10 protein-coding genes are annotated in these 12247 nt (G+C 52.5%); 7 read left to right on the top strand and 3 right to left on the bottom strand.

Annotation, left to right across the window (positions count from 1 at the left end; translation table 11 throughout):
• Positions 1-2 precede the first annotated feature (2 nt).
• The 6 genes from KA369_06055 to KA369_06030 all read left to right on the top strand — a co-directional run bounded on the left by KA369_06055 (position 3) and on the right by KA369_06030 (position 7892).
• Complete coding sequence (locus tag KA369_06055) at positions 3-1277, top strand: ABC transporter permease (GenBank protein MBP7735520.1); 1275 nt, start codon at positions 3-5, stop codon at positions 1275-1277.
• A gap of 256 nt (positions 1278-1533) precedes the next feature.
• Positions 1534-2733, top strand: coding sequence for a glycosyltransferase family 1 protein (locus KA369_06050; GenBank protein ID MBP7735519.1), 1200 nt, complete (start codon positions 1534-1536; stop codon positions 2731-2733).
• The gene (locus tag KA369_06045) at positions 2717-3790 is read left to right on the top strand and encodes a flippase-like domain-containing protein (protein MBP7735518.1); all 1074 of its coding nucleotides are present in this window, start codon (positions 2717-2719) and stop codon (positions 3788-3790) included. The genes KA369_06050 and KA369_06045 overlap by 17 nt, the downstream gene beginning before the upstream one ends.
• A 22-nt stretch (positions 3791-3812) precedes the next feature.
• On the top strand, positions 3813-5018 hold the full coding sequence (locus tag KA369_06040; protein ID MBP7735517.1) for a glycosyltransferase family 4 protein: 1206 nt from the start codon (positions 3813-3815) through the stop codon (positions 5016-5018).
• A gap of 20 nt (positions 5019-5038) precedes the next feature.
• Positions 5039-6982, top strand: a complete 1944-nt coding sequence (locus KA369_06035) for a hypothetical protein (GenBank protein ID MBP7735516.1) — start codon at positions 5039-5041, stop codon at positions 6980-6982.
• The gene (locus KA369_06030; GenBank protein MBP7735515.1) at positions 6948-7892 is read left to right on the top strand and encodes a hypothetical protein; all 945 of its coding nucleotides are present in this window, start codon (positions 6948-6950) and stop codon (positions 7890-7892) included. Before KA369_06035 ends, KA369_06030 begins: the two co-directional genes overlap by 35 nt.
• A gap of 26 nt (positions 7893-7918) precedes the next feature.
• Here KA369_06030 and KA369_06025 read toward each other — a convergent pair whose 3' ends face one another.
• Complete coding sequence (locus tag KA369_06025) at positions 7919-8635, bottom strand: enoyl-CoA hydratase (GenBank protein MBP7735514.1); 717 nt, start codon at positions 8633-8635, stop codon at positions 7919-7921.
• A gap of 163 nt (positions 8636-8798) precedes the next feature.
• On the opposite strand from KA369_06025, the gene KA369_06020 reads away from it, so the two are divergent.
• A complete protein-coding gene (locus KA369_06020) occupies positions 8799-9287 on the top strand; it encodes a hypothetical protein (GenBank protein MBP7735513.1) in 489 nt (162 codons plus the stop codon).
• Here the strand turns inward: KA369_06020 and KA369_06015 are convergent.
• Both KA369_06015 and KA369_06010 read right to left on the bottom strand, forming a co-directional pair.
• Positions 9280-10626, bottom strand: a complete 1347-nt coding sequence (locus tag KA369_06015; protein MBP7735512.1) for a serine hydrolase — start codon at positions 10624-10626, stop codon at positions 9280-9282. The genes KA369_06020 and KA369_06015 overlap by 8 nt on opposite strands.
• A 248-nt stretch (positions 10627-10874) precedes the next feature.
• Positions 10875-12242, bottom strand: a complete 1368-nt coding sequence (locus tag KA369_06010; GenBank protein ID MBP7735511.1) for a beta-lactamase family protein — start codon at positions 12240-12242, stop codon at positions 10875-10877.
• Positions 12243-12247: the final 5 nt, after the last annotated feature.

Below are 12247 nucleotides of genomic sequence, written 5' to 3'. Positions count from 1 at the left end.
CAATGCCGGGGAAGCCGCATTTTTTCCTTGACGGAAGCTTCCCCGGTGCGGCACCGTACACCACAAGACACTGGACGGGGAAAAACACCGACATGAGCATGAGCTATCAAAACCTTTCGATCGTGGCGATACGGGCGCTGCAGAGAAACAAGATGAGAACCCTTCTCACCTGCCTGGGCATTATTATCGGTGTTTTTGCGGTCATAGTGCTTTTCGGGGTCAGCAATAGCATGCGCATAGCCGTACGCGAGAAAATACAGAGCTTCGGCAGCAACGCCATCATGATGGTTTCATTCAAAAAGCCATTCAACGACAGCGACCTTGACGACATCAGGAAAAACATTCCCCAGGTCCAGTACCTGACGCCGATGAACAACTGGGAGTTTCCTGTTAAATACAAGAATAAGAATTTAAACCGCCAGATATACGGCATCAACAACGATTATTTCATCATGGGCAGCTGGGAGCTGGAAAGCGGCAGCTTTTTTACCGAGGAAGAGATACGGTCGTTCAAGAAGATCGTCATTATCGGCCACAGCATTAAAAAGGCTTTCTTCGAAGGCGAAGATCCCATCGGCAAGGTCATACTGATAAACAGGATACCCTTCAGGATCACCGGCTGCTTAAAGGAGAAAGGCATGTCGATCGGAGGAAGGGACTTCGATGACTTTATCGTCGGCCCCTACTCCACCCTCGCAAACAAGCTTTTCGGCGTGAAAAGCTTCGTCGTCATCAACATGGCCACCTATTCCGAGTCGCAGGTCGACGAGGTCAAGGAGGAGCTCATGGCGATGCTGCAGAGGAAATATAACCTTTCCCCGGAGCAGCTTCAGGACTATAAAATCTCGTCGAGCAAGGAAGTCATACAAAAAACCGAAGAAATAACCAACTACATTTCATTAGGTTCGATCGCGATCGCCTGTATTTCCCTTGTCGTGGGAGGGATCGGGATCATGAACATCATGCTCGCCTCGGTGAGCGAGCGGACCCACGAGATCGGCATACGGATGGCCATCGGCGCCAAGAACCGCGACATCCTCATGCAGTTTCTCATCGAGGCGCTTATCATAAGCTCCCTCGGCGGCGTCACCGGCATTGCCCTGGGAATTACAATTTATGTATTGTACACCGTCATAGCCAACCAGCCCTTCGTCCTCTCACTGCTGTCCATAGCAGGATCTTTCATATTTTCCGCCGTCGTTGGCGTGCTGTTCGGATACTACCCCGCGAAAAAAGCGTCGAGCCTTAACCCGATTGACGCGCTTCGGTACGAATAATTTTTGTCCTGTTGTATTAATGATACAAGTGTATTCTTTTCGCGATAGGCGACAGAATCGCTCCATAAAAATAAAATACTTATTCCTTGACAGAGAAAAATTATCAATTTACTTTGACGGCCTGTGCGAGACTTCTCGCTGATTTTTTCCGGCTTCAAAGAGCCATCGATCGCGCATCACGCATCGACACCGAGAGAACGCATCGCAGCAGAGCGATCACACAGCGCCTGTAAAACGACAACGGATGCCGCCAGTTATGAAAAAAACGAAGAAAATACGGGTTGCCCTCTTCGCGGATGTGCTGAAAGAGAACCTGGACGGCGTGACCTACACGCTTTACAATATAATCGAGCGGGTTCCCAAGGACAAGTTCGAATTTCTCTTTATCACGCCCTATCCCCCGACGGACCTCGCAAAATTTCCCTACCCGGTCGTCCTGTGCCGTTACATCAAGGTGCCCCTCTACGGGGAGTATCCCCTCGCTTTCCCCTACCTGGATAAAAACCTTGAAAACGCCCTCGAACAATTCAAGCCGGACCTGATCCACTTCACTTCGCCGTCATTCCTGGGACGTTATGCGAGAAGTTATGCGAAAAAAAACGATCTGCCGCTGGTGAGCATGTATCATACCCACTTTCCCATTTACGTGGATTATTATTTCAAGTACCTTCCCTTCCTGAGGTTTTTAAAACACATCGTACCTCCGATACTCAGGTTTTATTATAACCGTTGCGACATAGTCTACGTGCCCGTGAAACCGGTGCTGGAAGACCTGGTCGATTTCGGCATCGAGCGCAGCCGCATGATGATATGGGCCCGGGGAATCGACATGACCATGTTCAATCCGAAGAAGCGCGATACCAGGTATATCGACGACCTGTGCGGGAAAGGAACGATCCGGGTGCTTTTTGTGAGCAGGCTTTTCTGGATAAAGGAAATAACGACCATCATCGGCATTTATAAAAAGCTCTGTAAAACCCATCCCAACGTGAAAATGGTCATTACCGGCGACGGACCGCAGAGCGGCTACATGAAGAAGCGCATGCCCGGGGCGGTGTTCACGGGGAAGCTCCTCAACAGCGACCTCCACAGGATATACGCGTCCTGCGACATTTTCCTGTTCCCCTCTATCACCGAAACCTTCGGCAACGTGAACCTGGAGGCGCTGGCGTCGGGCCTTCCCATCGTGGCTGCCGCCAAGGGCGGCCAGTGCGGCATCGTCAGGGAAGGTGAAACCGGGTTCCTGGTCGAGCCGAAGAACGTAAATGCTTTCTGTGAAAAGCTTGATTATCTCATCAACAACCCGGCCGAACTGAAGCGCATGAGCAGGAACGCGGTGGGCTACGCAAAGGAACAGAGGTGGGACACCCTGTGCAGGGACCTGTTCAAGTCATACGAGACGGTCATCGCCGAGAAAAAAAAGCAACTCGAGGGATTGAATGAAGCTGCCGTCTGACCTGGCGGAGAAACCGGCGCAGAAGAAAAGCAAGACCCATATTGCCATACGGGCCGCCGGCCTCCTTCTCGGAGTTTTCCTTATATACTGGTTCGCATCCAAATCAAACCTGACCGGCATATGGGATCAGCTGAAGCTCATCAATATACGCTTCTTCCTTCTCGTCGCAGTGACCTTCATCGCCTATCTCATGGTCACCGTCGCGTGGCAGCTATCGTTCTACAAATTCCCCGGTCACATCTCTACAGGGCTGCTCTTCATCATACGCCAGATCGGCGAAAGCCTCGCCCAGATCAATCCAACCAACGTGATCGCCGGCGAGGCCCTCAAGGCCCTGCTGTTAAAGAGAAAGAACATTCCCTACAAGGACAGCATCGTGTCCCTTACCATATCGCGGTTCCTGGTCCTCTTCTCCGCGCTCACCCTTATAATGATAGGGGTCTATCTTTTTTTCGATCAGCTCAAGTTTATGGCCGGCACGATTCCCCTTATTGTCATGATCGCCCTGATGTTCGCGCTGGTGATATACCTCCTCTACCGGCTCAGCAGCGGCAAGGGGATCCTTTCCATGCCGGCAGCGGCCCTCGGCGCCCTGAACCGCAGATTTCCGAAATTGAAAGGAATCCCCGGAACGGTCGGAAAAATGAACGAAGCAGACGCGGAGCTGATCGATTTTTACAAGACGAAAAAAGCGAATTTCATAATAGCATATCTGTTGTCGTTCGCGAGCTGGCTCATGGGAGCCTCGGAATTCTACGTGATCCTTCACCTGCTGGGACTGCAGGCTTCGTTCCTCTCATGTATCGCCATCGAGGTGGGGGTCATGGTATTCAAGGGAATCGGCGCCTTCGTCCCGGGACAGATCGGCATCGAGGAATACGCCAGCAAGCTGATGCTTGAGCTCGTGCAGGTGCCCGGATCCGGCGTATGGGTCACGGTCTCGATACTGCGGCGCGCGCGCCAGCTCTTCTGGATCTGCGTGGGCTTTATCGCATTCCTCATTATCATTCGTAAAAGCGGAGGATTGGAAGATGGAAATCCTGTTTATAACTCATAAGTATCCCCCTTCAGTCGGAGGGATGGAAAAGCAGAGTTATGAGCTCATCAACGGCGCCGCTAAAACGCACAAGGTGCATACGCTGATATACGACAACCAGTCAAGCAGGGCGAAGTTCCTTCTCACCGCGCCGATGAAGGTGAAAAAGATATTGAAGGAAAACCCCAATATTTCAATCATTCATCTCAATGACGGCCTCATGGGCTTCTGCGGCACCTTCCTGAAACGATTCACGTCCATCCCGGTGCTGATGACCCTTCACGGCCTTGACATCGTCCTGCCCAGCAAGATCTACCAGAGCTACGTGGTAAACAGGTTCAAGAAGCTGGACGGCGTCATAGCCGTGAGCCACGCCACGGCCCAGGAATGCATCAAGCGCGGATTCGATCGGGACAGGGTCTACGTGGTGCGCAACGGCGTTGACACGGAAATGTCCCTCATCAACAAGAAACCGGGCTTCAGGAAAACCCTTGAAGCCAAGCTGGGCATACCGCTCCAGGACAAGAAGATACTCGTATCGATCGGCCGGAGCGTGCGGCGCAAGGGCTTTTCCTGGTTCATGACCAGGGTGCTGCCCCAGCTCGACAAAAACATCATCTACCTCATCGTGGGACCGACAGACCCCAACATCCGGAGGATCCTTTTCTTTCTCAACCTTCTGCCGAAGCGCATCTCACACCTCCTCGTGCTGGCCCTGGGACTCGGCCTGGACGAGATCGACGTGAGCGAGGCCCTCGAGCGCGAGGAGATCAAGGGCCGGGCCTTCTATCTCGGCAAGCAGCCCTTCGAGGACATGGTCCAGATACTCAAGCACTCCGACATGTTCGTAATGCCCAATATCAAGGTGATGGGCGATGCAGAAGGCTTCGGCCTGGTTGCCCTTGAGGCTTCGGTGAACGGCACGCCGGTGATCGCCTCCTCTCTCGAGGGAATAACATGCGCCGTCATCGACGGCAAGAACGGTTTCCTGGTGCCGCCCGAAAACGAGGCCGCATGGATCGATAAAATACATGCCATCCTCTCCGATACGAGCCACCTGAAAGAATTCGGCGAGCAGGCCAAGCAGTTCACCATCACGAACTTCGCCTGGAAAAAGATGGTGGATGGCTATCTGACGGTATTTAAAAAATACAACTTCCAGGGGATGCACCAGAAAGAGAACAAGACCTCGGCGGACAGCGATTACAAACCTGACCTGTCGGGGCCTATGGTCCTTGACAATTACTAAAGAACATGCGGGGGGACCCTATGCTGCAGGTATTGAAACGGATATCGGCCGGCCGGCAATTCTATGCCGTGGCCGCCATTCTTGTCGTTCTCTTCACGCTGATGCGGTTCGTCCATATCAATGCCGACGCCCCGCAGGACCTGACCATGTCCGCCGCGACCTATACCGACGAGGGCTTCAAGACCTATGACTCCCGCAACATGGTCCTGTTCGGCGACTGGAAATGGACGCCCGAGGACGAATACGAGGGATGGAACACGAAGAGCCCCCTGACAGTGCTTCCCCATACATGGATCTTCAGGCATTTCGGAACGAGCTATGCCTCGATCAGGTTCCTATCGGTACTCTATGCCGCGGCAACCATGGTTATCCTGTTCATTTTTCTGACGCGCAACTACGACCGCCTGACGGCACTGACCGGCCTGATCATCTTTGGCACCAACTACTTCACGGCGATGTTCAACAGGCTCGGCATGTACGAATCCCACCTGATATTCTACATCATGGCGTCGGTCCTGGGTTTCTCCGAATTCTTCAGGCCCTTCAGGGAGCGGCGGGAAGCCGAAAGCGAAGGGACCTATACCGCGAAAAAGGCATTTTTCCGCACGATTTTCTTCCTGATAGGGTTTCTCGGTTTTGCCGGGGGCTTCTTCGTGAAACGGAACCTCCTTCTTCTCATTCCCGCCATGGCCCCGGCGGCGCTGCTCTATATCTGCAACCGGTACAAGGCGTCAGAGAGAACCATGAATGGCGTGTTCGTCATCTTTATAGCGGCCTTCTGCCTCATCTATCTTCCCTTCGCGCACCTGAACCAGCTTAAAGTCAACCTGGCCTATTTGCTTATGTCGTATAAGATATTCGGCCAGTCCGTCGCCACCTTTTTGCCATTCACCGCCTTCGATCCGCTCCAGAACGTCCTGGCGAAGGGCATCTACATGGAATTCATATTCCTCCATCCCTTCACCTTCTTCTTCGGCATCCTGTTCTCCCTGTTCTCCATCCATCAATATATCTTCGGCGGACGACGCAACACGGCGGACCTGTTTCTCGCCAGCTGGCTCTTGTTCGGACTGCTCTTCACCACGGTCATGTATTACAGCCCGTCGCGCTATTACCTGCTGATGGCCATTCCACTTATAGCCCTGGCCGCGCGGGTCATCGCGGATTTCCCCGATCATGGCATTGCGGCATTCTTCACAGGGAAGAAGCGGTTTCCCCACAACCTGTTTTTTTACATTTTTATTGCCTTTACCCTGCTCTATACGGGGATCGTGCTGCTGATTCACACGATTCCCCAGTCCCTGAAGAACCGCCTGGTCGATCAATATTATCCTGCCATCATCAAGGGCGATTTTTCCAGTCTCACCGTCATCATCGCCGGCGCTGCCGTCCTCTGCCTGGCCTCCATCATCGTGACGATACTGATGAGGAAACGGTTTATTAACTTCTTTAATAATCCGAAATTTCCCGCGATCCTTCTCAGCCTCATCCTGGCCTTGCAGATCTTCCAGTACGGCAAATGGTTCTTCTTCCACGAGCACAGGCTCTATAACGCCTCAAAGGAGCTGGGCCGCGAATTGCCAGCCAACGCCATCATCGCCGGAAGCTGGTCCGCCGGCCTTGTCGTTGAAAACAACTTGAGGGCCGTCATTATCCAGTCCCTGATTCCCTATAATTACAAGCTGATAAATAAAATCCAGTATGATATCGATATATCTGTCAATAGCCTGAAAAACGGGAACAAGGTCACGACCCGTGAAAACGGGATACCCCTTTATTTCGCCGTTTGCAGAAACGTTATCTTTGAAAAGGCGATTGTCGAAGTATTCCAGAAACACCTTCTCCCGGAAAACTTGATTAAGACCGTACATTTTGGTTACTTTAAAGTGGAGATATTCAAGTTAAACAAGTACCATGTGGAAACGAAGGATGCGGTCCAAACGCTTTTTAACAGGTTTCTCTAAAAGAATACCGTTTTTTCTCATCATACTGATTTTCCTGCATCCCTATGCCGTGCCCGAAGAAAAGGGCAATGCCGCCGTGTCATCACTGTCGATATCCAGGGGGACGTCAAAAGACTCGGTCTCCCTGACCTGGTCTAGCACCACCCCGGGCAGCACCTTCTCGATCTCGCGCTCCCCTTTTCCGCACGGTCCCTATGAAACAATCGGCGAGACCGGCGCGAAAAGATTCGTCGATTCCACTGCTGAAGCAGGGATAAAATACTGGTACAGGGTCGCGGCTACGAAGGAAGATCTTACCGGCATACCCGCCTCGGGATATGGATTTCGCCAGCCGCCCGATCCGAAAGGTCTCACGCTGGATGAGCTTCTTGAAGGCCATACCAGGCCATGGCCGGTTCCCGCGACGGAAGAGGAACGGGAGAAGGAACAGAGAAACCTGCGGCTCTATGAAAAATATTACGAGAGTTATTTTATGATGACGTTCATCATCATGGTGGGCAGAATCTATATAAACAGCGGCGAGCTCTTTGCCTTCCGCGGATTCAAGTTCCATTCCTTTGACCAGCCGAACCGCATCGTGTACTTCTCAAGGCCAGGCATGGCGCCGGTCAAATTCTTTTCCAGGCGCTTCTTCAGGTTTTTCCGGGACGTTCAGCTCATGGACCTCGATTTCATCGGAATCCTCACTCGTCTTGTGGATAATGCAGTCATGTTCTGCATACATTCCGGATACAAGGAACAACAGGAACCGGACGGAAGGATACGATTGTTACGCTCCTATGAAGTCGTCGGCCTGATCACGGAGTATCACCGTGATTACGAAAAGTGGAAAAGCAACGCCATCGTGTTCGGCACCAGCGACGAAAACCTCTACCGGAGGATACGGGAAGCCCAGATGAAGGGATATTGAACCGTCATTCAAGCAATATCACTTTTTTACTTCTTCCAGTTCTTTTTGAGAAAATTCATGAATCCGCGCCGCTCATGAGCCAGGGCATCGTGGAGCGTGGATTCATCCCGGTACTCGATCAGGCTCTTCATGGTCTGGAGCATATCCGGGTTAAGCTGCGCTATGAAACCGGCGATTTCTTTCGCCCGCGGGAGAAGACGGTCAGCCGCGACAACCTCGTTCACGAGGCCTGAACGGAGCGCCTCCTGGGCGGATACGAACTGACAGGTGAGAGACATCTGCTTTGCCATCCGCTGACCCACCGCCTCCTGGAGGAGCTGGCTCATGCCCCACCCCGGATGTATTCCCATCTTGATGTGCGTGTCCGCGAACGAGGCCTGCTCGGAGGCGATGAGGAAATCGCAATTAAGAGCCAGCTCGAAGCCGCCGGTCATCGCCGGTCCGTTTACCGCGCCGATAATCGGCTTCGCGCATGCGTTAAATACATCGACAAGGTCCTTTCCGTCGCCCCGGGGATCCATGAGGTTGTCAGTGGCTATGGCCTTCAGGTCGAGGCCGGAGCAAAAGGCGGTCCCGGCACCGGTAATTATCGCCGCCTTGACATTGATATCCGCGGTAACATCGTCAATGCTATTATAAAGGTTTGCGAGCAAATCCTGATTGAGGGCGTTGCGCCGCTCAGGCCTGTTCAGGGTAATAAAGGCTATTCCGTTTTCCTTTTTATATAATACCGTTTTTTCCATGGCCTTCCTCACAGATATGAATATGGATAGAATCTGTACGCACCACCCGGTGGTTACAAGCAAAAAATAAAGTTCATTGCTAAAATATCAGGTAAAAGATTTAATATTTTCACCACGCCGTTCGTTACCCTTGTAGTCAGCCGGCTTGATAATGGAGTACGCAATGGAAACTACAATTAATATGCATAGAGAAATATTCAACATGATAGCCATGGTATCCGAATCATGGGGTATTAAAAGATCAGAATTGATCATGAAGCTGGTCAAGGAAATGATGAACAGCATACCGGACACCGAGCAGATGGGGAACCTGATCCGGTATCAGGAACGAAGCGGACCGGAAAGCTGGCGCAGGGTCCATCTCCAGGTCAGGATGGACGAATACGAGTATTTGCTGGATCTGAGGAAGTTCTTTAAGATGTCTGTTTCTCTAATTGTTGCATATGCTGTGAAAAAATACCTGAATAAAATAACAAAAAATTTAAATACCGATAACTATCAGTTTAAAAATTATGTTGTTATCAGAGAAGTTGTCGACAACATCATATCCTGGCGAATCTACTGGGGCTACCCCCGCACCATCGAACACCTACTCCCCCCTCGCCGTTCAAAAACAACCGGAGAATCATATCGAACATCCCATCCTACTTAACATAATACCCCTCTTTGACGCCGAGGCCTATGACCTTTCCGCTTTTCATGACGAAATCATAGATCTCGCCCTTCTCGTTCTGGTCGGGGAATATGTATACGAATGTATGGAGCGATGTAGGTATTAGGCCGACCCGGGAGCCGTTGTAAGACTTGGTCGCAATCAGGTACCCCCCCGGATGGAGCTCGACATCGACATAGTAGCCGTTGACGGGATTGCTGTACTGCCGATACCGGCCCACGAACAGCTGGAGCTGCGCCTTCGACGGCTTGTCAGCATCGAAGGTTACGGGATCGAAGTCGTCATTCATGAGGGCCTTGCAAAAACGCACCAACCTGCTCTTCAGGCCGTAATAATAGCCGTAATACTCCTCCCGATCATACACGGGCGGATTGCTGATAAAAACATATCCGCAGTTATGCTGCGGAAAGAACTGCATAAATCCGCCGGCGCTGGGCATGTGGGCCGCGTGGTGCATGGAGTAGACAATGCCGTCGATGGACCAAATACGGAAGCAGAGCCCCCGGTATTCCTTCTTTTGGGATTTCGGGCCTTCAATGGTCTCGCTGATGATCTTTCGGTACATGCGCTTCGATATGATTCTTTTTCCCTTGTACACGCCGCCATGCATGAGCATGATCATGTACCTGGCAAGATCCCTGATGGAGCATTCAATACCGGCGGCGCCCCTGGTGCTTTCAGGCGCCTTTGAATCGTTCATCTCCATTGGAACAAGGATGTTCCGCGTTACGTATTCACCCAGCGACTGCCCCGACGCCTCGAATACGATGAAGCCGAGGAGATTATACCCCTGGTTGCAGTAGTTGAACCGGAACCCGGTGGGATACTTCTGCTCCGGCACCATAAAGGGATAGCTGTTCAGCGCATGCTTCGGGCTCGGGTCTTCTATCAGGCCGGACGTATGTGTGAGAAGATGCCAGATAGTTATCGGTTTTGAATTGAGCTCGCTGTTTTCGAATTTCACCTGCAGGTATTTGCTGATGGGGTCATTGAAGGACACCAGGCCCCGGTCGACCAGCTGCAGGATAGCCAGGGCCGTGAAGGTCTTGGTCAGGGAAGCGGCGAGAAAGGGCGTGGAGGGATCGCATCTCACCGTTACCATGTATGTTATGTCGTTCCCATCGACCACCGCGGCCGCGGCTGAAGGCACGATGGGATACCAGGTATTTGCCCACATCCACTGGGATAGGGATTGCTTTTCCGCCTTGATTTTCTGCTCCCTGATTGCATTGTCCTGCTCGACTTTTACCGGGTCCTGCTTCGGTGTGACCAGTTCCTTTTTCTGCTTCTCCTCGACAAAGCAGGCGGATGATATCATTATAACGATACACAGGTGGATATAGAATGAAAATGGCCGGAGAATATGAAAGCGACGGACAACCATGGTTCTGATTAAAAAGGATTCCGCGCCGCTTGTCAAATAAAAAGAATTTTTATTTTTGATTCCGGTGGATTTTTCTACCGCGGCATCAGGTTGGCTTATGTCTCTTCATTGATTTGGCACTGGGATATGAGATCAGTGTTCAAGAGGCGGTTGAATGATTTGCACGGATTTCCCCTCGCTCTCTACTGGTGAACAGCCTCATAATAGCCGTGCCTGAGAGCCAGTCCCACGACGCGGTGGTCCTTCCAGACAAAGTTGTGAAGCATGCGGCCGCTGTCGATGAGAAAGCGGTTGGAGGTGAAGGTCCTGAGGGGCATGTACCCGCCGAAGCCGTTACTGAAAAGGGTCCCGCCCTTGAGGGATACGTTGACCTTTTCGCCGGTGATAACGTTGCGGTACTGGCCTTCATACCAGCGGAGCTCGACCGGCGTGAGGGACGGCCATTCCGTGCAGAGGGTCGTATCTCCGGAAATATTTCTCACCAGGGAGCGGAGCATGCCCGTAAGGCCCTGGCGCCACGACATGAAGGAATCGCCCAGGTGTTCGGGGGGATTGCACAGGTATATGAAGGCTATCTTCCTCTTCGGAAAGACCTGCAGGCCCGACGCCTGGTTGAACCAGCGGCCCGCCTTGTAGTAGCTGTCGATGGCGCCGCCCACGGTGATCATTTCCCACCCGAGGGAGTAGTAATAGTCCACCCTTGTATTCGGAAGCTCCACCGGCTTGGCCATGAGCTCGTCGAAAGACTTTTCATTAAGCAGCTGCACGCCGCGGTAGGTGCCGCAATTAATGAGCATGGCGGTGTACTTGGCCAGGTCCTGTATGGTGGTTACGATGCCGCCAGTCCCGTTGGAGAACTCGGCCGTGCTGGAGGACATCCCCAGGGGATCGAGAACCTCATCCTTCATGCACCGGGCATAGGACTTTCCCGATGCCGCTTCGATTACGTGCAGCATCAGCTCATAACCCTCGTTCGAATAGGAATAGCTGAAGCCGGCCGGGTGCACCTGTTCAGGCACCGCCAGCTTCTTGCCCTTGATTTCGTAAAGGACATGCTTGCCGCTGAACGACGGGACGCCCGACGTATGGGCCAGCAGGTGCCTCACGGAGACCGGCTGTGAATGCAGCGAGGCGCGCTCGATCACTACGCCAGGAAGGTACTTGCTGACAGGATCATCGAGGATGAGTATCTTTTTTTCCTGGAGACGTAGGGCAAGTACTGCGGTGAAGGTCTTCGAGAGGGATGCGATGCCGAAGCGCGTGGTGCTGTCGGCCCTTACGCCGTGGTGGAACACCAGGCGGTCGCCCTGGATGACGCCGACCGCCGCCGATGGCACCATGCCGCCGGGGACATTGCCGTTCAGCCAGCCCGCGAACTGCTTCCCGTATTGCTGTATCCGCGCATCGGAAACCTTGTCGGTCACCCCGTCGATATCGGAGTCCTTGATCTTGAACAGGGTCGTGGCTCTGGACATGCCGGCAAGGCTTATGAATATTACAACGGATAACAGGGCCACGGCGCCTGAAAACAGGTATAGCTTTCTCTTCATGAATC

The organism is Spirochaetota bacterium, assembly GCA_017999915.1.
GTDB lineage: Bacteria > Spirochaetota > UBA4802 > UBA4802 > UBA5550 > RBG-16-49-21.
This window is presented reverse-complemented; position numbering and strand designations above follow the sequence as displayed.

Coding starts and splice junctions, on each gene's coding strand:
- KA369_06055 (MBP7735520.1), top strand. CDS start 3: ATGCCGGGGAAGCCGCATTTTTTCCTTGACGGAAGCTTCCCCGGTGCG.
- KA369_06045 (MBP7735518.1), top strand. CDS start 2,717: ATGAAGCTGCCGTCTGACCTGGCGGAGAAACCGGCGCAGAAGAAAAGC.
- KA369_06015 (MBP7735512.1), bottom strand. CDS start 10,626: ATGATATCATCCGCCTGCTTTGTCGAGGAGAAGCAGAAAAAGGAACTG.
- KA369_06040 (MBP7735517.1), top strand. CDS start 3,813: ATGGAAAAGCAGAGTTATGAGCTCATCAACGGCGCCGCTAAAACGCAC.
- KA369_06010 (MBP7735511.1), bottom strand. CDS start 12,242: ATGAAGAGAAAGCTATACCTGTTTTCAGGCGCCGTGGCCCTGTTATCC.
- KA369_06030 (MBP7735515.1), top strand. CDS start 6,948: ATGCGGTCCAAACGCTTTTTAACAGGTTTCTCTAAAAGAATACCGTTT.
- KA369_06050 (MBP7735519.1), top strand. CDS start 1,534: ATGAAAAAAACGAAGAAAATACGGGTTGCCCTCTTCGCGGATGTGCTG.
- KA369_06025 (MBP7735514.1), bottom strand. CDS start 8,635: ATGGAAAAAACGGTATTATATAAAAAGGAAAACGGAATAGCCTTTATT.
- KA369_06020 (MBP7735513.1), top strand. CDS start 8,799: ATGGAAACTACAATTAATATGCATAGAGAAATATTCAACATGATAGCC.
- KA369_06035 (MBP7735516.1), top strand. CDS start 5,039: ATGCTGCAGGTATTGAAACGGATATCGGCCGGCCGGCAATTCTATGCC.